Raw genomic sequence first — 22,598 nt, 5'->3', positions numbered from 1 at the left:
AGCGGTCTAGCGCCCGCCGTCCGGCCCCATGATCAGATTCGGCAGCCAGGTCGAGATCTCCGGAAAGAGGCAGAGCAACAGCACTGCGAACATCATCAGCAGCACGAATGGCAGCGTGCCCCAGATCACCTCGCTCAGCGGGATGTCGGGCGCGACGTTGCGGATGACGAAGATGTTGAGGCCGACCGGCGGATGGATCAGGCCCATCTCCATCACGATGGTCATGACGACGCCGAACCAGATGATGTCGAACTCGGCCGCGCGCAGCGGCGGCAGGATGATCGGCGCGGTCATCAGGATGATCGAGACCGGCGGCAGGAAGAAGCCGAGCACGATCACCATCACGAGGATCGCAAACAACAGCTCCCAGCGCGGCAGGTGCATTGCGACGATCGCCTCCGCGGCCGACTGCGAGATGTGCAGATAGCTCATCACATAGGAATAGAGCAGTGACATGCCGATGATCAGCATCAGCATGGTGGACTCGCGGATGGTCGATTTCAGGATCGGCGACAGGTCGCTGGGCGTCCACACGCTGTAGATCACGGCGATCAGCCCGAGCGCCAGGAGGCCGCCGAGGCCGGCGGTTTCCGATGGCGTGGCGTAGCCGCCATAGAGCGCGATCATCACGCCGGTCAGCAGCAGCACGAACGGGATCACGCGCGGCAGCGCGCTGAAGCGCTCGGCCATGGTGAATTCGTCATGCTGCAGGATCGCCGCGTCCTTGCCGGTCGCGTCATAGACGGCGCGGGCCATGGCGTATTCCTTGCGGAAGCGGAACACGGCGTAGAGGCCGAACAGCGTCACCAGCAGCAGGCCGGGACCGATGCCGGCGAGAAACAGCCGTCCCAGCGATTTCTCGGCTGCGACGGCGAACAGGATCATCGTGATCGAGGGCGGCAGCAGGATGCCGAGCGTGCCGCCGGCGGCGATGATCCCCGCGGCAAAGCCGCCGGAATAGCCGCGCTTGCGCATCTCCGGAATGCCGGCCGAACCGATCGCCGAGCAGGTCGCGGGCGAGGAGCCGGCCATCGCCGCGAACAGGGCGCAGGCGAACACATTGGCGACGCCGAGGCCGCCGGGCACGCGGTGCAGCCAGGCGTGCAGCGCCGAATAGAGATCCTGGCCGGCGCGCGATTTGCCGATCGCCGCGCCCTTCAGGATGAACAGCGGGATCGACAGCAGCGTGATCGAGGCGATCTCCTCGTAGACGTTCTGCGTCACCGTATCGAGCGAGGCCGCCGGCATGAAGATCGCCATGAACACGACCGCGACCGCACCGAGCGCGAACGCGATCGGCATGCCGGAGAACATCGCAAACAGGGTGGCAAGTCCGTAGGAGATACCAATACCAAACACGGTCATCGGCGCGCGCCACCCGTCAGCGGAATGATGATTTGCAGGAGGATCTGCACGCAGAGCAGCGTCATGCCCAGCGCCATCAGCACGTAGGGGATGGCGAGCGGCGGCGACCACATCGAGTTGGACACCTGGCCGTCGACATAGGCTTCATGTGCCAGGGTCCAGGACTTCCAGGCGAAGAAGGCGCAGAACGCGAAGCTCGCGACATCGACCAGCCACAGTCTGATGGCGTTGGCGCGCGCCGAGAGCAGCCCGACGAACGCCTCGATGCTGACATGGCCGCGCTGGCTCTGCACATAGGCCGAGGTCATGAAGGTGGCGCCGACCAGGAGGAAGACGGCCGCCTCGTCCTGCCAGTAGTTCGGGCTGTGGAACAGGGCGCGGCCGAGCACGCTGTAGCTCAGGATCACGCAGGCCGCGACCAGGGCGAGCGAGGCGAACACCACGATGATGTTGTTGCAGATCGACAGCGCGCGCCCCAGCCAGGCCACGGGCGTGTTGCCCGCGGCGATGCTTGCGGTTTCGGCCTGATCCGCGACCGGACCATGCATCATGCGGCGACGTCGCTTGCGAGCTTCAGCAGGTTGGCAGCGGTGGCGGTCTTGGCGCCATAGTCCTTCCACGCGGTATCGCGCGCGATGTCGCGCCACTTGCCGACAATGGTTGCATCGAGCGCGCTGACCTTGGCGCCGGCCTTCTCATAGACCTTGGCGACTTCGGTATCGTCGTCCTGCGCCCCCTTGCGGCCAAACGCCTCGAGCTCGGTGCCGACGGCAAGGATGATGTCCTGCTGGTTTTTCGGCAGCTTGTCGAAGATCGCCTTCGACATCATCAACGGCTCCAGCATGAACCAGTAGGAGGCGCCGGCGCCCGAGGTCAGCGACTTCGCGACCTCCTCGAGGCGGAACGAGATCAGGCTGGTGGAGGAGGTGATGCCGGCGTCGCAGGCGCCGGTCTGCATCGCGGCGTAAAGCTCGTTGGACGGCACCGACAGCACGGCGGCGCCGGCGGTCTGCAGCACCATGTCCATCTCGCGCGAGCCGCCGCGCACCTTGAGGCCCTTGGCATCTTCAGGCGCCACGATCGCCCTGGAGCGGCTGGCGACGCCGCCGGCCTGCCAGACCCAGGAGATCAGCAGAATGCCCTTGTCGGCGAGGAAGTCGCTCAAGGCCTTGCCGACCGGCTCCTTCTTCCAGCGCAGGCCCTGATCGTAGGTGGTGACGAGGCCCGGCATCAGGCCGATATTGGTCTCCGGCAATTCGCCGCCGGCATAGGGCATCGGATACAGGCTGAGGTCGAGCGCGCCCTTGCGCATCGCCGAGAACTGCGCGTTGGTCTTGATCAGCGACGAGTTCGGGTAGACCTCGGCGGTCAGCTCGCCGCCCGACCGCTTGGCGACCTCGGCCGCGAACATCCTGCACAGCCGGTCGCGGAAGTCGCCCTTGTCGATGGTGCCGCCGGGGAACTGGTGCGAGATCTTCAGCGTGGTCGCGGCATGCGCGGTCCCGATGCCCATCCGCAGGACGGCGGGTGCGGCGAGGGCGGAAGCGAGGACGTGGCGGCGTGTGAGCATTGTTCTCCCCTGAGAGCTTCTTGAGTGGCTTTAGGCCGGCGCGGAGCTTTAGCTTAGCCGGTCTTCGCGTGAATATTCTCTAGTCTGATAGTTCGAGGCGCCCTGATAGTGCGAGCCGATACGGGGCTGCAAGTCCTGACGTTCAAGTCCTGACGTTCAAGTCCTGACGTTCAAGCCTTGCCGTTGTTGCGGTGCACACTGATGCGCGCCGGGCCGTGGCTATTCAGCCGTCGAGCGACCATCCATCGGTGATCGCGCCGCGCCGCTTCAAGAATTTGTTATTGGAGGTAACGACGGCCGGCGCAAGTGCGTCGAGTAGAGAGCGGCAAGTCGTCGCGCTCACATTCGACCACACAAGGGATCATCACCATGACCACCAAGACCCGCCTCGGCCTTTCCGCCGCGCTGCTCTCGTTCAGCTTGGCGCTGGCGCCCGCCGCCTTCGCTCAGGACAAGATGGGCAAGGATGACGCGATGAAGAAGGAAGACACGATGTCCAAGGACGCCATGAAGAAGGACGGTGGCATGATGAAGAAGGACGACGCCATGAAGAAGGACGGCGGCGCGATGATGAAGAAAGACGACGGCATGAAGAAGAACTGACTGCCGTCATCGCCCGCTGTCCGCAGGCCCGCCGCTCTGGCGGGCCTGGTTGCGCCTTAGCGCTTCTTCTTGCCGCGCTCCTTGCGTGCCGCGTAGCGGGCATCGCGCTTGGCCTTCTGCTCGGCGAGCAGCGCCTCCTCGCGGGCGGCTTCCTCTTCCTTCTCGCGCGCAATGCGGGCGGCGTCGGCGGCGGCGGCCTCTTCCTCGCGGCGCTTCTGCTCGGCCTTTTCGGCCTCACGGGCCTCCTTGGCCTTGGTGCGGCGTTCGGCGATCGCCGCGCGCTCCTCGGCACGTGCCTTCACAGCGGGATCGTCAGCTCCCGGCTGGGCGCGAAACTTGTTGAGGAGGTTTTGCCGCGCCTGCAGGGCCGCTTTCTGGCGGTCGGCAAAACCCGGTTCCTTGAAGCCACTCATAGAGGAAGCCTTGCTGCTTTCTGTTCGGGTGATGGATGGGGTTGGTTCGGCGTTTCAATAAGTGAATGGCGACGAAATTGCCAGTGGTGAACGGAGGGCTGTGGAGCAAGGGAGATATGAGCCAGCGTCAAGCGGCCATCGTTCGCCCCGCGGACGCGTGGTGAGTGGCTGGTCACCAAGGGCTGTTGAACAAGGGCTGTTGAAAAGTTCAGCCGCGCTGGAGGTGCTCGCGTCGTCCGTTACCCAGGACTTTGGCGACCGTCTCGGCAGTCATTGCGCTCCGGTCCGAGGCGCGCTGGGCTTCCAGCCTGTCGCGCGCCTTTTCGACGATCAGTAGGCTGATCAGCCGCTGCCTGCTGCTCTCATCGACAGCCTCTGAGAGCAACTGCCTGTAACGCTGATAGTCGTACGTCGTCGCTTCTTGTTCGCTCATCGGCACGCCCCGCACACGCGCTCCACTTCAGCGAGTAGTCTTTCGCGAGTCGCCCCTGGCGCGCAACGGAATTGCGGTGCCGACGGCCGCGGCCGTGCATTTCGTTGTGCGACTGTTGCAGAATTGATCGCACGCAACCATGCAAAGGGTCATGATGCAGACCATGGCAATCGGGAACCGAAGCGGGCATGAGCGAATCCGACGACGGAGGCAGCAGAAGGGGCGCGCTGAGACCAACTGTAATGTGATCGAGCCGGCGCGCTGACCCGTCTTGCGGCAGTGCAATATCGATCCCACATCAACCCCAAAGACTCGGGCTGAACTGTTTGATCCCGGTTGTGATTCCGATCACACGCGGACAGGCGGGCTGCCTCGACTCCTGGAGATCGGCGGGAACCAAGGCCATGATGTCCAAGCTGTGGTCCGGAAAGGGCGCGGCGCTGGCTGCCGCAGGCGCGGCGGGTGCCGTTTTGGTGGCGTATCTATCCCTGACACTGGCGTCGCCCGAGCCGGTGTCCAATGCGGCGCTCGGGCCGGAATGGCAATGCAGCCGGGTTGCTTTCGTGCTGACCACCTGCACCAGGGGGACCGAGGCGGAGGCTGAGGCTGAGGCCAAGCCGCAGGGCGAGGTCAGAGCGATCCCGGTGCGGGCGAAGGACGATTGTCCGCCAGAACTCTAGCGGCCGTATTTCAAGTCATTTCTTGGTGGTACTGCGCGGCTTGATCGACAGGCCGAGGCGCATCGCCATCTTCTTGATCCGCTCCGGCGAGCGGCCGGTCGCCTTGACGACCTCCTCCAGCGACTTCGACGAGCGTGCCAGTTCCATCAGTCGTCGGTCCTCCTTGAACGACCACCGCGGCTTTCGGGCCATCTTGTTGGTTTCCTTGTGCATTGCTGGGCAACAAAGCCGCCAGGCGGGGTCGCCTGACGGCCTTGCCGGTGTGGGCCCGGACCTTGGGGAAATGTCCGGTGGATAAGCAATACTGCTTCCGAATAAGGCCGCAATTGAAACCGAAATTTAACCTAACCCATCAAGGTTACTTGCAACATTACTCCGGATACGGCGTGGCAGGAGGCCTTATGCGCAAGGTCGCCATTTTGAGTGCCGCAGCATTTTTACTGTCCGGTTGCTGGTCCGACCCGGAGGTTACGGGATCGACCAACAGCTGTGCGGCCAATCTTTACAGTCAGTACAATCCCAAGGTCATGGATCAGTGCGTCAACGCCTGCATCAAATGTGACCGCGGCAACGTGACGACCTGCACGACCTCCTGCACGCTGAAGGGCGCGCGGTAATCGATCCGCGCGTCTGATGCCAGCGAAGCTTCGTGGCGTCACGCCACCGAGCCGCCTTGCGTGGCGCGATGATCGCCTTTATCGCGTCTGGCAGCGGCGCCGTCGGCGCGCGGGACACTGAGAGCGTGTAACAGGGCGCGATGAGCGGGCTTTCCTATGTCGCGGTCGACTGGGGCACCAGCAGCTTCCGGCTCTGGCTGACGGGCGCCGGTGGCAAGGTGCTCGGTGAGCGCCGCAGCGATGAAGGCATGACCGCGGCAGCCAGGACCGGCTTTGCGGCCGTGCTGCAATCGCATCTCGATGCGCTGGGCGCGGCGGCCGACCTGCCGGTCGTGATCTGCGGCATGGCCGGCGCGCGGCAGGGCTGGGTCGAGGCCGGCTATATCGATACGCCGGCGCATCTGATGGACATCCTCAACGGCGCCGTCGTGGTCGGCGGGCAGGCGCGCGAGATCCGTATCCTGCCCGGGATCGCGCAGCGCGATGCCGCCGCGCCCGACGTCATGCGCGGCGAGGAGACCCAGCTGCTGGGGGCGCTCGGCTTGAATGCGCCGGGCGAGGCGCTCGTCTGCATGCCGGGAACGCATTCCAAATGGGTGAGGGTCCGCGGCGGAACGGTCGAACGCTTTGCGACCTTCATGACCGGAGAGCTGTTCAGCGCGGTCGCGCGCGACACCATCCTGTCGCACGCCGTCGCCGGCGCCGAGGAAGCGGTTGACGGCGATGCGTTCCGCGCGGCGGTCGCGGCGGCATTCGCGGCGCCGGCGCTGGCGGCCAATCTGCTGTTTCGCGTGCGGTCGCGCCAGCTGCTGTTCGGCGGCAACGCACAGGCCGCGCGTGAGACGATCTCGGGCACTTTGATCGGCGTCGAGCTGGCGGCGGGCCTCGCGGAACGGAAGCAGGGAGCGCCGGTTACGCTGATTGCCTCGGGCCGGTTGCAGCGGCTCTATCAGATGGCGCTCGAAGCCCTTTCGATTCCGCTCAATGTCATGGATGCGGAGGAGGCGGTTCGCCGTGGCCTCGCCGGAGCGGCGGCGGCGATCTGGAAGAAGTGAGGATCAACGCATGAGTATTCCGTTTCCGCCGATGAAGCGCCCGCTGGTCGCGATCCTACGCGGCGTCAAGCCGGACGAGGTGCTGGGCATCGTCGGCGCGCTGCTCGACGCCGGCATGACCGCGATCGAGATTCCGCTGAACTCGCCAGAGCCGTTCCGCTCGATCGAGATCGCGGCGAAGCGCGCGCCGGCCGATGTTCTGATCGGCGCCGGCACGGTGCTGACCGCAGCCGACGTCGATCGCCTGCACGACGTCGGCGGCCGCCTCATGGTGTCGCCGAATGTCGATGTCGAGGTGCTGGCGCGTGCCCGGGACCATGCGATGATCACGATGCCCGGCGTATTCTCGCCGACGGAAGCGCTGCTCGCCGCGCGCGCGGGAGCGTCGAGCCTGAAATTCTTTCCGGCCAGCGTGCTCGGTGCCGCCGGCATCACCGCGATCCACGCCGTGCTGCCGCCGGATGTGATGATCGCCGCGGTCGGCGGCGTCTCGGACCAGAATTTCGCCGAGTATGTGGAGGCGGGCATTCGCGCCTTCGGTCTCGGCAGCAGCCTCTACAAGCCGGGCATGACGGCCGCGGATATCGCGGTCAGGGCAAGGGTGACGATCGAGGCGTATGACAGGGCCGTGCGGGACGCCGGCTAGGCTCGGTGCAAGCGCGCTAATCGTCGCGCCTGCCGCCGTCGATCACCCTGAACAGCGGGGCCGCCTCGCGGGGATTCTCAAGCAGCTCTTCGACCATGGCGATCGCGGCCGCGACGTATTTCCCGGTCGCGGCGTCCAGCGGCCGTTCGGCTTCGTCCGAGAGCGCGAGCTTTGCGCCTTCGAGCAGCTTGCGGGTGCGGACGGCGGACTCGTCGCCGGCGGTGAGGGCGGCGCGCGCGATCGATCGCAGCACGAACAGTTCGCCCTCCAGCCGCAGCAGGCGGTCGTTCAGCTTGCTCAGGACAGTGTTCAGGTTCCGCATGACGGGCTCTCCGGGCATTGGACCCGTCTTGCATACACGGTCATTCCTGACGAAATTCTTGTGGCGACCACGCACCGGTTGGTTGGTTGAATGGCATCTCGGATCTCCTCATGTTCCCGGTGGCCCGGGCATTGCCATTTGACGGAGGCGTCCATGGCCCTAATAGAATGGCCGCGGTCCGGCGCCGCCCGGAAGGCGCGTCAGCTTCACCCATCGCGACGAGGGAATTGATATGAGGATTGCTGTCGAAACGACCGTTGCCGCGCCGATCGCAGATGTCTGGCGCGCCTATACGACGCCCGACGACATCAAGCAGTGGAACGCGGCTTCCGACGATTGGCACACGACCGCCGCGACCGTCGACCTGCGCACCGGCGGCGCGTTCTCGTCGCGGATGGAAGCCAAGGACGGCAGCATGGGGTTCGATTTCGCCGGCACCTACACCAGGGTCGAGGAGCCCCGTCTGCTCGAATATTCGTTCGGCGATCGCAGCGCGCAGGTCGCATTCACGCCGGAGACCGGCGGCGTCAAGGTGCAGGTCAGCTTCGACAGCGAGGATACTCATTCGGTCGAGCAGCAGCGCGGCGGCTGGCAGGCGATCCTGGACAACTTCAAGCGTTACGTCGAAGCCAAGCGGCAGTCCTGATCCGGCGATCGGAGGGCGGCGTGACGTTGAAGCGACCGCGCGCGGCGATGCCGGCGAGCATTCGCCACGAGCTCGATGCGACTGGACTGATGCAGGCGTTCAAGGCGCGCCCGCCGTATCAGCGCAACGACTATCTGCACTTGATCGGCCGCAGCGTGCGAACTGCAACACGGCGCAAGCGGATCGACCAGATGCTGGCGGAATTGAAAGCCGGTGGGGTGTATATGGGAATGGCGCATCGGCCGAGCAAACCAAAGTGAGACTCTCGGTGGCGTGATCGCCGCACGCCGTGCGTCCGCATCGCTCGCGTGATGTTTTGGTCGTGCGAAATCCTCATCGAAGAAAAAGGACGATCTCGGAATCGTCCATCGCGGTCCTGAAAAAATCGACGGCGGACACGCGCACTCACAATCTTCCAGAGAAACATTCTCGGATTAAGAAATTGCGAAGCGCGCTGCCGGCGCTCACGGCAAGTGGAACCTGCAATCGCACGAACGGAAAGCGATCAGTCCCTCAATCGCCGCCGGAACTTTGTTCACGCACGGAGAACTACGGAATCGTTTCGTGCGCTGAATGATAAAGACGCGAGTGATCTCACGGCACACGGCGAACATCGAAAAAGAAAGGCCTCAGCGCGTGGGCCACGCTGAGGCCAAGTAGACACTTTGGTCGTGAGGCACCGTCGCCGGCGCCTCGATGCCTAACCTATCTTTGTTTCTGTGTTTCCAAATGGCCCATTTGGGCCAAGCCGCGTGATAGCCAATTTGGGACATGCGCCGCTGGCACAAAGTGTGCAGACTTGGAGCTGTCAGGATTTTGCATCACCTTCCTGGGGCTAGGGCCAGCGCCGTCCGCATCTATTTCAAGCGGACGGCGTTGTGCATTCCGGCGGCCGCGCCGGCCATGGCCTGGCTGCGCTCAGGGTCAGCGGTCCACCGGCCGAATCTCCAGGTTCTCGATTTTCAGAGGCGGCGTTGAGGGGACGTTCTGCTCGTTCAACGGATGCAGCGTGATCGGCGTATTCGTGCCGCCGGCGAGAACGTTGACGCCGGCGCCGTCGGCACGGGCGTAGCCGCCGGCGAGGTCGTCGCTTCCAAGCCACGGCACGGGCGCCATCACCTTCCAGGTCATGGCGACTTCTTGATCTCCGATCAAAACGCCGAGGTTGCGGATGGCCGCGACAAAACGACTGTCCGGCGTGCTACCGACGTGCAGCACGCAATTGAGATTGGTCACCGGACCCACGACGAACCCGGTATCGGGGCCGCCACGACACTCAAGCGTTCCGGCCTGCACCTGCTGCGCATCGGCGGCTGCGAGCGGCGCAGCGAGAACCGCCGCACCACACACCGCAGAGGCGATCGCACGGCTTGTGATAAGCATGGTGCCGGACAACGCGGATCGACGCGCGATCGGCCCATGCCCCCGCGCGCGGCCTTCGTTTGTGGTTAAGAGAGCCTTAGAGATTGGTTTGATTGCTGCCGACGGTCGACGTTCGCGAGCGACCGACCAGGAGGAAAACGATCGACCAACGGCGATGCTTTTTCGTCGTCGTCGCGGCTGACATCTCGATGGTGGGTCTATCGACGTCGAACGAGCGTGCTCGATTTCCAGGCAGGAGAGGCCGCGGGCGAAGCAAGGCAGCGGTCCTGGCACTGACGTCAGGCCGTTCGGATCTCGGTGGTGAGCCTGCCCCGAAAAATTACGCCGCCGGGCTCGAAATGCATTGTCCCGGCGGCGCCTGTTCCAATCTGGGCCCGCAATCCCAGTCATGTTTGTGTCTGCAAAACCGGCGCCAAGGTTCGAGCGCCCCCGTAATCATACGGGGACTGGGGGGCCGCGATGGGATTGGTGTTGGCTGCTTGTGCGCTGGCGAAGGTCCGATTGTCCGGGGTGATCCAAGCCGCGGCGCGAGAACGGCTGATCGCCACCGATGCTCTGCCCGCTCAGATATGATGCTCGAGCTTCCGCATCTCCTGCAGGCGAGCCAGGCAGAAATCCCGATACAATTCGTTGATGAAATCCCACATGACCTAATCCCCTTGGTCCAATGCCCGGGACACTACGCCGGGTTTGTTTCCGGCCGGCTTCGCGGCTTCAGGAAAATGGTTTCATCGAGGAGGGAGGGTGGCGATCCCGACAGGACATCCCGCAGCGAACAAAATCAATCGCTTATCGGCAAGTGGGTTGGGCGCGTCGGAAACTCTTCCTCAACCCGTAGATGTTGTAAATTTCTCAACCACATCCAAGGAGCGGAATGTCCAGATGGGATCCTCGATTAGCGACACCGCCTCCACAATCCTGTCGATCACGCTCCTTGTTCTGGGGTTCGTCGCAACGGTCCTATGGGGGCCGTCCTTCGAGCGGCTCGGCGACGACGTTGAGGCCCCGTATATCTTCAAGCTGGTCGGCATCGGGCTGATCGTGTTCTTCTTGATCGCAATCACCTTCAGGCTCATCTGAACAAAACCTCTGGAGGGCGGCTCCGGGGTTAGTGGGCGGCCCGAGGATGATGGTCACCGCCCGGGCGCGCGCCAGTTCTTTCGTTGGCGCTTGCGATCGCCGCCTGACAGCGGCATCGGGTGATGTATCGGGGCCATTGCCTATGATCGCGCTGAATCGCGCACGAGAGAAGCCGCTACACTTTGGGCCACTAGCGACCGCTGTGCGACCCTTTGGTCAATAAGCGACCTTTCAATCTGTCCGTCGAAGTTGCTCTCGCTGCAGCTCGCGCGTCCGCAGGTCAGGTGCCGTACCTGATCCGCGCGTGGCGCTCGCCTTCGTCGTTGACGTCGGGCATCGAGACGCTGCCTTCGCCGCAGGAAACGTGTCCCGACGAGTCGTCAATAAAGAGTGATTCGCGAAATCGCTCGCAGCCAAGTACTAGACGATCGGTCTAATTTAATGGGTCTCGGTAAAATGCAGTGATATCGGCTTTGGCGGAGTTCGGTCGCTGCCGAGCGCCGACGGATTGATCGAGACATCTTCAATAAACAGCGTCCGCCGACTCCTTCGCGGTTGGCTGGTTTCCCACAAGAGAGGTCACGTATGGTTCGCAAGATCGCGCTTGGAATGACGATCGCTCTCGCAATGGCTCTGACCGCTCCGGTGGCCATGGCCCAGCAGAAGCACCATGTCAGCTATGATACCCCGGCAACTCAGACGACATACACCCAACAACATGTCATCGATGTTGGCGATATTCCGGGACATCAAGCTCGGCTCTTCGAAATTCGGCGGATCTATGGGAACGATGCCCCCCTCATCAACGGGTCGAAGTTGAAAGAGCAGTGGACGCGCGGCATGTCAGACTACATCGACAACAATGGTCCGGCCCTCATCTACAACGTCTGGATACTGGAGAATGGCGACAAGTTTTTTGTCAGGACATCTCTGGTCGCCCAAAGCAGTGGAGACGGGAAGCTTACAAACATGACATCGGGCGTCATTACTGGAGGCACAGGTAGCCTCGCCAGGATTCGTGGCATCATTAGCAGCCATGGGCCGTCCGAGCCGAAGGCCGGCGTCAATGCCAATCAGACCGACATCGACTATTGGATGGAGTGAGAAGGTCTTCGCGACAGGCGATGGACCGGTGAGAAATTGCCGGTCCATTATGTCCGTTTCCACGATGTCTCCCCCTGTGACGATATCTGGACAACGGCGACACCAAAACGTCATGGCGATCAAGCCGGGAGGATTCCAAATGTTGCACCTGAACAGGCCCATCGTGTCGTTTCTGCTCTGCCTGCTCGGCCTCATCGCTGTGACGCGATCTGCGTCCGCGGAAGTCACCAAAATCGAATTCACCTCGAAGCAGCCGTACGGTACGTTTCGCACCGGCGACTATGTGATCTGGCAGGGCATGATCCATGGCGACCTGGCGCCGCAAGAGGCCATTCCGGGCATCGACAAGGCGGCGCGCAATGAACGCGGGCGCATCGACTACGCGGCAAAGATCATTCTCATGATGCCGGCGGCTCTGCGCGCCGGCAACGGCGCATTGCTGGTGGATGTGCCCAACCGCGGTCGCGTCTACGCCGAGGCGCTCTACAACTCGCCGCGCGACGCGCCGTTTCTCTCCGGCACGCTGGAGCAGGGCACCGGCTTTCTCCAGGACCACGGTTTTGCGATCGCCGAGGTGCATTGGGAACTCGGACAGGGCGCGGAGCTACCTTCGTTCGCCGACAGCGACGGCAAGACGCGCTACGTCGAGGGGGTAGGCTTTGCGATCGTGCGCGATGCCGCGGATTTCCTCGCGCACGCAGCCACTGACGCCGGAGGAACGCCGAACCCGCTCAAGGGCGCTATCAGCCGCGTGCTCGCGAGCGGCAAATCCCAGGACGGACGCTTCCTGAAGACCTTTCTCTTGAACGGCTTCAACATGGTGGGCAACCGGCGCGTCTTCGACGGCATGCATGTGTTCGTCTCGGCCGCTGGCCTTCTTCCGATCCTGCAGACCGGCCTTGGGCCGAAATCGAGCGGCGAAGAGGCTCCCACCTTCGCCAATCCGGACTTTCCCGGCGTGAATGACGGGCCGCTCACGATTGGCGAGATCACCTCCAAGGTCGCGGCGCGCGGCGAGGTGCCGCCGAAGATGATGCTGGTCAACTCGACCACGGATTACTACTCGCTGCGCGCTTCGCTCGGCCGCACCGGCGCGTCCGGTACCGCGGACCAGCCGCTCCCCGCCAATGTGCGGATGTACGATGTCGCCGGCGGCTCGCATGTGGTGGTTCTAAAGGCGCCCACGTGCACGCAATCGCCCGGCCGTCTCGATTGGGCTCCCTTGTCGCGGGCCTTGTTGCTGCATCTCGATGACTGGGTGAGCCGCAACGCCGAGCCGCCCGCCAGCGAACTGATGCCGCTCGATACCGCGAGCGGCGATCCGCCCGCGCTGCGCGCACCGACCGCGCTTTCCGCTGCCGTGATCCAGGTGCCGAAGCGCGATCAGGACGGCAACGCGCTCGGCGGCGTCCGGCTGCCTGACATCGCGGTGCCGACCGGCACTAATGGCGGACAGAACCAGCCGCAGACGTTCACCTGCATGCTGGTTGGATCCTTATCGCCCTTCGCTGCGACGAAAGCGGAACGCGAACGCACGCCCGACACCCGTCCGTCGATCGAGGAGCGCTATCGCACCCGCGACGATTACGTGAACCGGATCCGCATCGCCGCGCAGGACCTCGTGACGCGCGGCCTCATGCTGCCGGAAGATGCCGCGGTGATCGTTCAGGAAGCCGCGTCGAGCAAACTGTTCGCACCCGCCCCTGCGAATGACGCGCCACGCTGAGGGACGCCCGGGTCACGAGCGATCGCCACTTGTAGAACGTCGCATCACTGATACCGTGCTTCCGACACGGATCACCTGGCGACGACCGGCAGCATGCTCCTTCAGCACCTTGATGATCTGCTCTTCCGAGAACCTGCTCTTACGCATGGTCGTCTCTTCACTGGAGAACAGAACCGTAACTTAAAACCGGGGCGTTTTAGGGGAGCAGATCAATCCAAGCAGGCGCCGTCACTTGCTGCTTCCTTCGCCTAGACGATCGGTCTATTATAATCTGCATGAGCAAGACGCTGCCTCTCCGCCGTCGCGGGCGACCACCGAGAGAACTTGCCGGCACTAGCGCGACCCGTGACGCGCTGGTCCGTGCAGGTGTAGTCATGCTGACGGAGAAGGGCTATTCCGCGACGGGAATCGAGGAAGTCTTGCGTAGCGTCGACGTGCCAAAGGGTTCGTTCTACCACTACTTTCCGAGCAAGGAAGCATTTGGAGCGGAACTGATCGACAGCTACGCTGCCTATTTTTCGCGGAAGCTCGACAGCTTCTTCCTGAACGAGCAACATCCCCCGCTGGAGAGGCTTAGGGGTTTTACCGACGATGCTGCGTTTGCCATGAAACGCTTCCGCTATACGCGCGGCTGTTTGGTCGGCAATCTTGGCCAGGAGATGGGCGCACTTCCACAATCTTTTCGTCAGCAACTATTCGCTGTGTTCATCGACTGGCAGCAGCGGACAGCCAAGTGCTTGAGGTCTGCTCAAACCATGGGTGCGATCTCTTCCAGCGACGATTGCGATTGGCTTGCCGAATTCTTCTGGATCGGCTGGGAGGGCGCGGTCCTGCGCGCCAAACTCGAGCGCCGTTCCGAACCGCTTCACTCCTTCTCGAAAGGTTTTTTCAAGCTCCTCAGTAAATGAGCCTTTTTGTCATTGGGTCGTTCAATATCAAGCAATCGTTTCGCTGTGCGAATTGGTTCGGTGATTTTTTCGGGGATTTGGTGCAATATTTGGCGTCAAACAGCTGCATTGCTCGGCATCTGTTCTACACAAAGCGTGAATTAGTTTTGCGCCGCAAACCAGCTAAAGGCCTTTGAAATCTAAGGAATTTTGGCCTCTGAAATCTGGCGATCCCGGCAGGATTCGAACCTGCAACCCGCGGAGTAGAAATCCGCTACTCTATCCAGTTGAGCTACGGGACCGTGGCGGCCTTGTAGCACCGCCAATATGAAAAATCCGCTTTTCCGCCAAGTCCGTCCGAACCGATTTTTGTGGTCGAACGACAAAGGCGAGCAGGGCGCCCGCCCTGCGTTGGCCTGTCCAGCCTGCCGAGCCGCACGACGCTGCCGCCGGGGGCCGGTCAAAGGAATGTCGGCAATGCGATCTGCGACGTTTTCGTCCGTTCATGTCCGCGCCTTCACTCCGTCACCTTTTCGCGCACTTTTGGCCCCAACGCGGCGTTCGACCGCGGGGCGTTCAGGAGCTCCATCATGATCGGATTGGTTCGTGCCGCCACGATATGCGCCACGCTGTTGCTCGCCCTGGTGAGCGCCCAGGCCGCGGACAAGGCGTTCAAGCGCGACGATCTCGCCGATTCCGCGATCAAGCTGGAAGCCCAGATCAAGAGCGAGGCCGGCGCGGTCAACAAATCGGCCGCGACCCTGCGCACCGACGCCGACGCCGCCTTCAAGCGCAATGATTTCCGCGGCGGGCTGCAGATTCTCGGCCAGATCGCGGCGACCACGCCAGAGGACGGCGCCAACTGGCTGCGCCTCGCCAGGACGATCTTCCAGATCCGGTCGGCGAGCTCCAGCGAACAGACGTTCCTGATGGAGCGCGCCTCCACCGCCGCCTACATCGCCTATCAGCGCGCCGGCAATGCGGGCGAGGAGGCTGACGCGCTGGCCGTGCTCGGCAAAGCGCTTGCCGAGCGCAAGCTGTGGCGCCCGGCGCTGGACAGCTTGCGGCTGTCGCTCGACATGCGCGAGGTCGCCGATGTCCGCGGCCAGTACGAGAAGATGCGCGACGAGCACGGTTTCCGGCTGCTCGATTATACCGTCGATTCCGACGCGGCCTCGCCGCGGGCCTGCTTCCAGTTCTCCGAAGAGCTCGCCAAGCGCGTCGACTTCGCGCCCTATCTGGCGCTCGCCGGCACCGACAAGCCGGCCTTGTCGGCGGAAGGCCAGCAGCTCTGCCTCGACGGGCTGAAGCACGGCGAGCGCTACAACATCAATCTGCGCGCCGGCCTGCCTTCGACCGTCAAGGAGACTCTGCCGAAATCGGCCGAGTTCAACATCTATGTCCGCGACCGCAAGCCGTTCGTACGGTTCACCGGACGGGCCTATGTGCTGCCGCGGACCGGACAGCGCGGTATCCCGGTGGTCAGCGTCAACACGCCGGCGGTCAAGGTCGACGTCTTCCGGATCGGCGACCGCAACCTGATCAACACGGTGATCGACAGCGACTTCCAGAGCACGCTGAGCCGCTACCAGCTCTCCGATCTCGGTGACCAGCGCGGCGTCAAGGTGTGGTCCGGCGAGCTTGCGACAGCGACCACGCTGAACCAGGACGTCGTCACGGCGTTTCCGGTCGACCAGGCGCTCGGCGACCTGCAACCCGGTGTCTATGTCATGACCGCCGCGGCCAAGGGGCCGGGCACCGACGACGACGGCACGCTGGCGACGCAATGGTTCATCGTCTCGGACATGGGCCTGTCGGCCTTCTCCGGCAATGACGGTATCCACGTCTTCGTCAACTCGCTGGCTTCGACCGAACCGGTCGCCAACGCCGACGTGAAGCTGGTCGCCCGCAACAACGAGATCCTGGCGACCCGCAAGACCGATGCCGCCGGCCATGTGCTGTTCGAGCAAGGCCTGGCCCGGGGCGAGGGCGGGTTGTCGCCGGCGCTGCTGACGGTCACGGGCGAGAAGGCCGACTACGCCTTCCTGAGCCTGAAGACCAATGCGTTCGACCTCACCGACCGCGGCGTCGCGGGCCGGGCGATCCCGGCCGGCGCGGACGCCTTCGTCTACGCCGAGCGTGGCGTCTACCGCTCCAACGAGACCGTCTATCTGACCGCGCTGCTGCGCGACGGGCAGGGCAACGCCCTGACCGGGACGCCGCTGACCATGGTGATCGAGCGCCCCGACGGCGTCGAATTCCGCCGCGCCGTGCTGCCCGACCAGGGCGCCGGCGGCCGGATGCTGGCGGTGGCGCTCAATTCGGCGGTGCCGACCGGTACCTGGCGCGCCCGGGTCTTTACCGACCCGAAGGGCTCGTCGGTCGGTGAGACCACCTTCATGGTCGAGGATTACATCCCCGAACGGGTCGAATTCGATCTGACCAGCAAGGAGAAGGTGATCAAAGCTGAAGTTCCAGTGGAACTTCAGGTCTCCGGCCACTTCCTCTACGGCGCGCCGGCCTCGGGTCTGCAGCTTGAGGGCGACATGCTGGTCGCGCCCGCGGCGTCCGGCCGGCCCGGTTATGCCGGCTACCAGTTCGGCGTCGATGACGAGCAGACCGCGAGCAACGAGCGGACCCCGATCGAGGACCTGCCGGAAGCCGATGCCAATGGCGCGGCCACCTTCCCGGTCAAGCTCGAGAAGGTGCCGACGTCGACCCGGCCGCAGGAGGCCCAGATCTACATCCGCATGGCCGAGACCGGCGGACGCTCGGTGGAGCGCAAGATCGTGCTGCCGGTGGCCCCGGCTGCCTCGCTGATCGGCGTCAAGCCGCTGTTCGGAGACAAGAGCGTGGCCGAGGGCGACAAGGCCGAGTTCGACGTCGTGTTCGTCGCGCCTGACGGCAAGCAGCTGCCGCGCAACGGGCTGCGCTACGAGCTGTTGAAGCTGGAGTCGCGTTACCAGTGGTACCGGCAGAATTCGTCCTGGCAGTATGAGCCGGTCAAGTCGACCCGCCGCGTTGCCGACGGCGACGTCAACCTTGCCGCCGACAAGCCGATGCGCCTGACCTTCCAGCCGCAGCCCGGTCGCTACCGGCTCGACGTGAAATCGACCGACGCCGACGGTCCCGTCACCTCGGTGCAGTTCGACGTCGGCTGGTATTCCGACGGCAGCGCCGACACGCCCGATCTGCTGGAAACCTCGATCGACAAGCCGGAATATGCCTCGGGCGACACCATGACGGTGTCAGTCAATGCGCGCACATCAGGCAAGCTGACGGTCTACGTGCTTGGCGACCGCCTGCTGACCACCCAAAGCGTCGACGTCAAGGAGGGGACCCAGCAGGTCAAGCTCCCCGTCGGCAAGGATTGGGGCACCGGCGCCTATGTCATGACGACGCTGCGTCGTCCGCTCGATGTCGCCGCCGGGCGCATGCCCGGCCGCGCGATCGGGCTGAAATGGTTCGGCATCGACAAGAAGGCGCGCACGCTTGCAGTCGAACTGTCGCCGCCCGCGTTGGTGCGGCCGGGCTCGACGCTGAAGATCCCGGTGAAGCTCGGTGGGCTCAATCCCGGCGAGGACGCCAAGGTGGTGTTGGCCGCGGTCGATGTCGGCATTCTCAATTTGACCAATTACAAGCCGCCGGCGCCGGACGACTACTACCTTGGCCAGCGCCGCCTGACCGCCGAGATCCGCGACCTTTACGGCCAGCTGATCGACGGCATGCAGGGCACACGGGGCCAGATCCGCAGCGGCGGCGACTCCGCCGGCGCCGAGCTCCAGGGCTCGCCGCCGACGCAGAAGCCGCTGGCGCTCTATTCCGGCATCGTCACGGTCGGGCCTGACGGGACTGCCGAGGTGAGCTTCGACATCCCGGAATTTGCCGGCACCGCGCGGGTGATGGCGGTGGCGTGGAGCGCAACCAAGGTTGGCCGCGCCAATGTCGACGTGATCGTGCGCGATCCCGTGGTGGTGACCGCGACATTGCCGCGCTTCCTGCTGACCGGTGACAAGGGCACCATCAGCATGGATATCGACAATGTCGAAGGCGCAGCCGGCAACTACGCCATCAGCGTCAAGGCGAGCGGCCCGATCAAGGCTTCCGGTAATTCGACCACGACGGTGAAGCTCGCCGCCAAGCAGCGCTCCTCGCTGTCGCTGGGTCTCGAGGCCGGCGGCGCCGGACGTGCCGAGTTCGACGTCGACATCTCCGGGCCGAATGGGCTGACGCTGGCGCGGCATTATGCGCTCGACGTCAAGCCGGCGACGCAAGTGCTGGCGCGCCGCTCGATCCGCACGCTGGCGAAGGGCGAGAGCCTGACGCTGACCTCGGACATGTTCTCCGATCTTGTGCCGGGTACCGGCAGCGTTTCGGTCTCGGCGAGCCTGTCGACCGCGCTCGATGCCGCGAGCATTCTGAAGGCGCTCGACCGCTACCCCTATGGTTGCTCCGAGCAGATCACCAGCCGCGCGCTGCCGCTGCTCTATGTCAACGACCTTGCCGCCGGTGCCCATCTTGCGATGGACACCGCGGTCGACCAGCGCATCCGCGACGCGATCGAGCGGCTCCTCGCTCGACAGGGGTCCAACGGCTCGTTTGGCCTCTGGTCCGCGGGCGGCGACGACGCCTGGCTCGATGCCTACGTCACAGACTTCCTGACCCGGGCCCGCGAAAAGGGCTTTGCGGTGCCGGACGTGCTGTTCAAGAACGCGCTCGACCGCGTCAGGAACTCGGTGGTCAATGCCAACGAGCCGGAGAAGGACGGCGGCCGCGATCTGGCCTACGGCCTCTATGTGCTCGCGCGCAACGGCGCGGCGCCGATCGGTGATCTGCGCTATCTCGCCGACACCAAGCTGAACAATCTGGCGACCCCGATCTCCAAGGCCCAGCTTGCGGCGGCGCTGGCGCTGGTCGGCGACAAGGCGAGGGCCGAGCGGGTCTATGGTGCCGCGCTCGATGCGCTGAACCCGAAACCCGTGATCGAGTTCGGCCGGGTCGACTACGGCTCGGCGCTGCGCGATGCTGCTGCGCTGGTCTCGCTCGCTGGCGAAGGCAATGCACCGCGCACCACGCTGACCCAAGCCGTGCTGCGGGTCGAGGCGGCGCGGGGACTGTCGCCCTACACCTCGACGCAGGAAAATGCGTGGATGGTGCTGGCGGCTCGGGCGCTCGCCAAGGAAACGCTGGCGCTCGACATCAATGGACAGCCGGTCAAGACCGCGGTCTATCGCAGCTACAAGGCCGAGGAGATGACCGGCCAGCCGCTCAGGATCACCAATACCGGCGATGCACCGGTACAGGCGGTGATCTCGGTGTCGGGCTCCCCGGTCACGCCGGAGCCGGCGGCCTCCAACGGCTTCAAGATCGAGCGCAGCTATTTCACGCTCGACGGCAAGCCGGCCGATGTCTCCAAGGCGAAACAGAACGACCGCTTCGCGGTTGTCCTGAAGGTGACGGAAGCAAAACCGGAGTTTGGGCACATCATGGTGGCCGACTATCTGCCGGCCGGGCTCGAGATCGACAACCCGAACCTGGTGTCATCGGGGGATTCCGGCACGCTCGCGTGGATCGAGGATGGCGTCGAGCCGAAGAACGCCGAGTTCCGCGATGACCGCTTCACGGCGGCGATCGACCGGGGCGCCAACGACAAAGCGGTGTTCACGGTCGCCTATGTCGTGCGCGCGGTGTCGCCGGGCAAATATGTGCTGCCGCAGGCCTATGTCGAGGACATGTACAATCCCTCGCGCTACGGCCGCAGCGGAACCGGCGCGGTTGAGGTGAAGCCAGCGAAATGAACAAGGACGCGCGCCGCAAACTCTTCTCGTCATGGCCGGGTTTGACCCGGCCATTCATAGGCGCGTCCATGCGAACGAAGGATGTGGATGCCCGGGTCAAGCCCGGGCATGACAAGCGCAGCGGGCGGCTGGCGCTCCGCGTCGCGGTCGCAATGGCCGTCGCGCTTATTGCGATCACCGGCGCATTCGCCGCCTGGGTCGTGTCGCTCGGGCCGCTGCCGCTCGACAAGGCGCAGCAGGTCTCGACCACGGTGATCGATCGCAACGGCAAGCTGCTCCGCGCCTATGCGATGGCGGACGGGCGCTGGCGGCTGCCGGTCGACGCGAAGGCGTCGGTCGATCCCACCTATCTGAAGCTGTTGTTCGCCTATGAGGACAAGCGCTTCTATGAGCATCACGGCATCGATCCGCTGGCGCTGTCGCGCGCCGCATTCCAGCTGCTCACCAGCGGCCATATCGTCTCGGGCGGTTCGACGATCACGATGCAGCTGGCGCGGCTGATCGAGCCGCGTCACCAGCGCTCGGTCTACGCAAAACTGCGGCAGATGGTGCGCGCGGTCGAACTGGAGCGGCAGCTCTCGAAAGACCAGATCCTCGATCTCTATCTCGCGCTGGCACCGTTCGGCGGCAATCTCGAGGGCGTCCGCGCCGCCTCGATCGCCTATTTCGGCAAGGAGCCGAAGCGGCTGTCGCTCGCCGAAGCCGCGCTGCTGGTGGCGCTGCCGCAATCGCCGGAGCGGCGGCGGCTCGATCGTTACTCGGACGCCGCCCACGCCGCGCGCGACCGCGTGCTCGAGCGCATGGTCGAGGATGGCGTGGTGTCGAAGGACGATGCCGTGCAAGCCACGGCGACGGCGGTGCCGAAGATGCGCAAGCAGATTCCCATCCTGGCGCCGCATTCGTCCGATCAGGCGATCGCGACGATGAAGGATGCGCCGGTCATCAAGCTGACGCTCGACGCCACGCTGCAGCGGAACCTGGAGGCGCTGGCGCGCGACCGTGCCATTGCGCAGGGGCCTGATGTCTCGGTTGCGATCGTCGTGGTCGACAATGAGACGGGCGACGTGCTCGCGCGCGTCGGCTCGGCGGATTATTTCGACGAGCGGCGGGCCGGGCAGGTCGACATGACGCGCGCGGTGCGCTCGCCGGGCTCGACCTTGAAGCCGTTCATCTATGGCCTTGCCTTCGAAGATGGCTTTGTCCATCCCGACAGCCTGATCGAGGACCGGCCGATCCGCTTCGGCACCTACGCGCCGGAAAATTTCGACATGACGTTTCAGGGCACGGTGCCGATCCGCAAGGCGCTGCAATTGTCGCTGAACGTGCCGGCGATCGCGCTGCTCGACCGGGTCGGTGCCAGCCGGCTGTCGTCGCGGCTGAAGCAGGCCGGCACCAGTCTCGTGCTGCCGAAGGACGAGGCGCCGGGCCTTGCGATGGGTCTCGGCGGTGTCGGCATCACGCTGCAGGATCTCGCCCAGCTCTATTCCGGCCTGGCGCGGCTTGGCGCCACCAAGCCGCTGCGCGAGATCATCCAGGCCAATGACGGCCGCGACACGATGCGGCTGATGGATCAGGCTGCGGCCTGGCAGGTCGGCAACGTCCTGCTCGGCACGCCGCCGCCGGAGAACGGCGTGCACAACCGGATCGCGTTCAAGACCGGTACCAGCTACGGCTATCGCGATGCCTGGTCGGTCGGCTTCGACGGCCGCGTCACGATCGGCGTCTGGGTCGGCCGTCCCGACGGCGCGCCGGTGCCGGGTTTAGTCGGCCGTACGGCCGCGGCACCCATCCTGTTCGACGCCTTTGCGCGCACCGGCAAAATCCCGGCGGCATTGCCGAAGCCGCCACGCGGCGTTCTGGTCGCCTCCAACGCGAAACTGCCGCCGCCGCTGCGCCGCTTCCGGCCGCTCGGCGAACTGGTCCGTAGCGGCAACGACCAGGCTCCGCACATCCAGTTTCCGCTGAACGGCTCGCGCATCGATGTCGATCATTCCGAGGACGGCCGCAATGCGCCGATGCCGGTCAAGGTTGCCGGCGGGGTGCTGCCGCTGACGGTGCTCGTGAATGGTGTCTCAGCCGGGGACATCGACAGCCGGCGCCAGCGCCTGATCGACCCGCCGGGGCCGGGCTTCGCCCGGCTCACCGTGATCGATGCCACGGGGGCCGCGGATACCGTTGTGATCCGCGTGCAATGATCGCACGGGAAAGCGGAGCGGCACGGTCGGAAAGCGGAACAGCACAGTTGTTTGCGCTGCGGTTTCATCGTATGC

Annotated in this window: 21 protein-coding genes, 1 tRNA gene and 1 pseudogene; 13 read left to right on the top strand and 10 right to left on the bottom strand. The window is 64.5% G+C overall.

The genetic code is table 11. The features are described 5' to 3' along the window. Positions 1–6 precede the first annotated feature (6 nt). From J6525_RS25250 to dctP, 3 genes are read right to left on the bottom strand one after another with little or no spacing between them, the layout of a single operon-like run. Positions 7–1,365, bottom strand: a complete 1,359-nt coding sequence (locus tag J6525_RS25250) for a TRAP transporter large permease (protein ID WP_225646716.1) — start codon at positions 1,363–1,365, stop codon at positions 7–9. Beyond that, the gene (locus J6525_RS25245) at positions 1,362–1,916 is read right to left on the bottom strand and encodes a TRAP transporter small permease (RefSeq protein ID WP_092083895.1); all 555 of its coding nucleotides are present in this window, start codon (positions 1,914–1,916) and stop codon (positions 1,362–1,364) included. Before J6525_RS25245 ends, J6525_RS25250 begins: the two co-directional genes overlap by 4 nt. Further along, positions 1,913–2,935, bottom strand: a complete 1,023-nt coding sequence (gene dctP / locus J6525_RS25240; RefSeq protein ID WP_057016540.1) for a TRAP transporter substrate-binding protein DctP — start codon at positions 2,933–2,935, stop codon at positions 1,913–1,915. The genes J6525_RS25245 and dctP overlap by 4 nt, the downstream gene beginning before the upstream one ends. A 369-nt stretch (positions 2,936–3,304) precedes the next feature. Here dctP and J6525_RS25235 point away from each other — a divergent pair, with 369 nt between their 5' ends. Further along, positions 3,305–3,538: a pentapeptide MXKDX repeat protein gene (locus J6525_RS25235; RefSeq protein WP_016842498.1), complete on the top strand. Its 234-nt coding sequence runs from the start codon at positions 3,305–3,307 to the stop codon at positions 3,536–3,538. A gap of 56 nt (positions 3,539–3,594) precedes the next feature. Here the strand turns inward: J6525_RS25235 and J6525_RS25230 are convergent, their stop codons facing one another. Beyond that, positions 3,595–3,951, bottom strand: a complete 357-nt coding sequence (locus J6525_RS25230; RefSeq protein ID WP_225161949.1) for a DUF6481 family protein — start codon at positions 3,949–3,951, stop codon at positions 3,595–3,597. Between the two features lie 208 nt (positions 3,952–4,159). After that, positions 4,160–4,384 (bottom strand): hypothetical protein, encoded by a 225-nt coding sequence (locus tag J6525_RS25225; protein WP_225161950.1) that lies wholly within the window; start codon positions 4,382–4,384, stop codon positions 4,160–4,162. 404 nt (positions 4,385–4,788) lie between these two features. Here J6525_RS25225 and J6525_RS25220 point away from each other — a divergent pair, with 404 nt between their 5' ends. After that, entirely contained in the window at positions 4,789–5,064 is a 276-nt protein-coding gene (locus J6525_RS25220) for a hypothetical protein (protein WP_141340610.1), read from the top strand. 15 nt (positions 5,065–5,079) lie between these two features. Here the strand turns inward: J6525_RS25220 and J6525_RS25215 are convergent, their stop codons facing one another. Beyond that, positions 5,080–5,256 (bottom strand): hypothetical protein, encoded by a 177-nt coding sequence (locus J6525_RS25215; protein ID WP_166205288.1) that lies wholly within the window; start codon positions 5,254–5,256, stop codon positions 5,080–5,082. Between the two features lie 209 nt (positions 5,257–5,465). On the opposite strand from J6525_RS25215, the gene J6525_RS25210 reads away from it, so the two are divergent. The 3 genes from J6525_RS25210 to J6525_RS25200 all read left to right on the top strand — a co-directional run bounded on the left by J6525_RS25210 (position 5,466) and on the right by J6525_RS25200 (position 7,382). Beyond that, entirely contained in the window at positions 5,466–5,681 is a 216-nt protein-coding gene (locus tag J6525_RS25210; RefSeq protein ID WP_026192800.1) for a hypothetical protein, read from the top strand. Positions 5,682–5,821: 140 nt separating this feature from the next. Then, on the top strand, positions 5,822–6,736 hold the full coding sequence (locus J6525_RS25205; RefSeq protein WP_225646715.1) for a 2-dehydro-3-deoxygalactonokinase: 915 nt from the start codon (positions 5,822–5,824) through the stop codon (positions 6,734–6,736). A gap of 10 nt (positions 6,737–6,746) precedes the next feature. Then, positions 6,747–7,382, top strand: a complete 636-nt coding sequence (locus tag J6525_RS25200; protein WP_225646714.1) for a 2-dehydro-3-deoxy-6-phosphogalactonate aldolase — start codon at positions 6,747–6,749, stop codon at positions 7,380–7,382. Positions 7,383–7,398: 16 nt separating this feature from the next. Here J6525_RS25200 and J6525_RS25195 read toward each other — a convergent pair whose 3' ends face one another. Next, positions 7,399–7,704, bottom strand: a complete 306-nt coding sequence (locus J6525_RS25195; protein ID WP_026192799.1) for a hypothetical protein — start codon at positions 7,702–7,704, stop codon at positions 7,399–7,401. 232 nt (positions 7,705–7,936) lie between these two features. Between J6525_RS25195 and J6525_RS25190 the strand changes: the two genes are divergently transcribed. Together J6525_RS25190 and J6525_RS25185 are read left to right on the top strand one after the other, a co-directional pair. Further along, the gene (locus J6525_RS25190) at positions 7,937–8,350 is read left to right on the top strand and encodes an SRPBCC family protein (protein WP_225646713.1); all 414 of its coding nucleotides are present in this window, start codon (positions 7,937–7,939) and stop codon (positions 8,348–8,350) included. Positions 8,351–8,370: 20 nt separating this feature from the next. Next, the gene (locus J6525_RS25185) at positions 8,371–8,610 is read left to right on the top strand and encodes a YdeI/OmpD-associated family protein (RefSeq protein ID WP_225646712.1); all 240 of its coding nucleotides are present in this window, start codon (positions 8,371–8,373) and stop codon (positions 8,608–8,610) included. Positions 8,611–9,274: 664 nt separating this feature from the next. Here J6525_RS25185 and J6525_RS25180 read toward each other — a convergent pair. Next, entirely contained in the window at positions 9,275–9,745 is a 471-nt protein-coding gene (locus J6525_RS25180; RefSeq protein ID WP_225646711.1) for a DUF992 domain-containing protein, read from the bottom strand. An 870-nt stretch (positions 9,746–10,615) separates the two neighbouring features. On the opposite strand from J6525_RS25180, the gene J6525_RS25175 reads away from it, so the two are divergent. The 3 genes from J6525_RS25175 (at position 10,616) to J6525_RS25165 (ending at position 13,643) form a co-directional block, all read left to right on the top strand. Continuing rightward, positions 10,616–10,813 carry a hypothetical protein gene (locus tag J6525_RS25175; RefSeq protein WP_225646710.1) on the top strand — a complete coding sequence of 66 codons (198 nt, stop codon included), beginning with the start codon at positions 10,616–10,618 and terminating at the stop codon, positions 10,811–10,813. A 585-nt stretch (positions 10,814–11,398) separates the two neighbouring features. After that, a complete protein-coding gene (locus J6525_RS25170; protein WP_092083911.1) occupies positions 11,399–11,917 on the top strand; it encodes a hypothetical protein in 519 nt (172 codons plus the stop codon). Then, entirely contained in the window at positions 11,850–13,643 is a 1,794-nt protein-coding gene (locus J6525_RS25165; RefSeq protein ID WP_376708561.1) for an alpha/beta hydrolase domain-containing protein, read from the top strand. Before J6525_RS25170 ends, J6525_RS25165 begins: the two co-directional genes overlap by 68 nt. Here the strand turns inward: J6525_RS25165 and J6525_RS25160 are convergent. After that, positions 13,630–13,790 (bottom strand): annotated as a pseudogene (locus tag J6525_RS25160) (transposase); the annotation flags it as partial. The gene J6525_RS25165 and the pseudogene J6525_RS25160 overlap by 14 nt on opposite strands. A gap of 128 nt (positions 13,791–13,918) precedes the next feature. Between J6525_RS25160 and acuR the strand changes: the two are divergent. After that, positions 13,919–14,551, top strand: coding sequence for an acrylate utilization transcriptional regulator AcuR (gene acuR, locus J6525_RS25155; RefSeq protein ID WP_092083915.1), 633 nt, complete (start codon positions 13,919–13,921; stop codon positions 14,549–14,551). 204 nt (positions 14,552–14,755) lie between these two features. Here the strand turns inward: acuR and J6525_RS25150 are convergent. Beyond that, positions 14,756–14,832, bottom strand: a tRNA-Arg gene (locus J6525_RS25150). Positions 14,833–15,120: 288 nt separating this feature from the next. Between J6525_RS25150 and J6525_RS25145 the strand changes: the two genes are divergently transcribed. Together J6525_RS25145 and pbpC are read left to right on the top strand one after the other, a co-directional pair. Continuing rightward, positions 15,121–20,328 (top strand): alpha-2-macroglobulin family protein, encoded by a 5,208-nt coding sequence (locus J6525_RS25145; RefSeq protein ID WP_225646708.1) that lies wholly within the window; start codon positions 15,121–15,123, stop codon positions 20,326–20,328. 83 nt (positions 20,329–20,411) lie between these two features. After that, the gene (gene pbpC / locus J6525_RS25140) at positions 20,412–22,523 is read left to right on the top strand and encodes a penicillin-binding protein 1C (protein WP_512699760.1); all 2,112 of its coding nucleotides are present in this window, start codon (positions 20,412–20,414) and stop codon (positions 22,521–22,523) included. The last annotated feature ends 75 nt before the right edge of the window (positions 22,524–22,598 follow it).

Source organism: Bradyrhizobium australafricanum, assembly GCF_020329495.1.
Classification (GTDB): Bacteria; Pseudomonadota; Alphaproteobacteria; order Rhizobiales; family Xanthobacteraceae; genus Bradyrhizobium; species Bradyrhizobium australafricanum.
This window is presented reverse-complemented; position numbering and strand designations above follow the sequence as displayed.

Excerpts from the sequence above, each read along its gene's own strand:
- J6525_RS25250 (WP_225646716.1), bottom strand. The coding sequence starts at position 1,365 with ATGACCGTGTTTGGTATTGGTATCTCCTACGGACTTGCCACCCTGTTT.
- J6525_RS25245 (WP_092083895.1), bottom strand. The coding sequence starts at position 1,916 with ATGATGCATGGTCCGGTCGCGGATCAGGCCGAAACCGCAAGCATCGCC.
- dctP (WP_057016540.1), bottom strand. The coding sequence starts at position 2,935 with ATGCTCACACGCCGCCACGTCCTCGCTTCCGCCCTCGCCGCACCCGCC.
- J6525_RS25235 (WP_016842498.1), top strand. The coding sequence starts at position 3,305 with ATGACCACCAAGACCCGCCTCGGCCTTTCCGCCGCGCTGCTCTCGTTC.
- J6525_RS25230 (WP_225161949.1), bottom strand. The coding sequence starts at position 3,951 with ATGAGTGGCTTCAAGGAACCGGGTTTTGCCGACCGCCAGAAAGCGGCC.
- J6525_RS25225 (WP_225161950.1), bottom strand. The coding sequence starts at position 4,384 with ATGAGCGAACAAGAAGCGACGACGTACGACTATCAGCGTTACAGGCAG.
- J6525_RS25220 (WP_141340610.1), top strand. The coding sequence starts at position 4,789 with ATGATGTCCAAGCTGTGGTCCGGAAAGGGCGCGGCGCTGGCTGCCGCA.
- J6525_RS25215 (WP_166205288.1), bottom strand. The coding sequence starts at position 5,256 with ATGGCCCGAAAGCCGCGGTGGTCGTTCAAGGAGGACCGACGACTGATG.
- J6525_RS25210 (WP_026192800.1), top strand. The coding sequence starts at position 5,466 with ATGCGCAAGGTCGCCATTTTGAGTGCCGCAGCATTTTTACTGTCCGGT.
- J6525_RS25205 (WP_225646715.1), top strand. The coding sequence starts at position 5,822 with ATGAGCGGGCTTTCCTATGTCGCGGTCGACTGGGGCACCAGCAGCTTC.
- J6525_RS25200 (WP_225646714.1), top strand. The coding sequence starts at position 6,747 with ATGAGTATTCCGTTTCCGCCGATGAAGCGCCCGCTGGTCGCGATCCTA.
- J6525_RS25195 (WP_026192799.1), bottom strand. The coding sequence starts at position 7,704 with ATGCGGAACCTGAACACTGTCCTGAGCAAGCTGAACGACCGCCTGCTG.
- J6525_RS25190 (WP_225646713.1), top strand. The coding sequence starts at position 7,937 with ATGAGGATTGCTGTCGAAACGACCGTTGCCGCGCCGATCGCAGATGTC.
- J6525_RS25175 (WP_225646710.1), top strand. The coding sequence starts at position 10,616 with ATGGGATCCTCGATTAGCGACACCGCCTCCACAATCCTGTCGATCACG.
- J6525_RS25170 (WP_092083911.1), top strand. The coding sequence starts at position 11,399 with ATGGTTCGCAAGATCGCGCTTGGAATGACGATCGCTCTCGCAATGGCT.
- J6525_RS25165 (WP_376708561.1), top strand. The coding sequence starts at position 11,850 with ATGGGCCGTCCGAGCCGAAGGCCGGCGTCAATGCCAATCAGACCGACA.
- acuR (WP_092083915.1), top strand. The coding sequence starts at position 13,919 with ATGAGCAAGACGCTGCCTCTCCGCCGTCGCGGGCGACCACCGAGAGAA.
- J6525_RS25145 (WP_225646708.1), top strand. The coding sequence starts at position 15,121 with ATGATCGGATTGGTTCGTGCCGCCACGATATGCGCCACGCTGTTGCTC.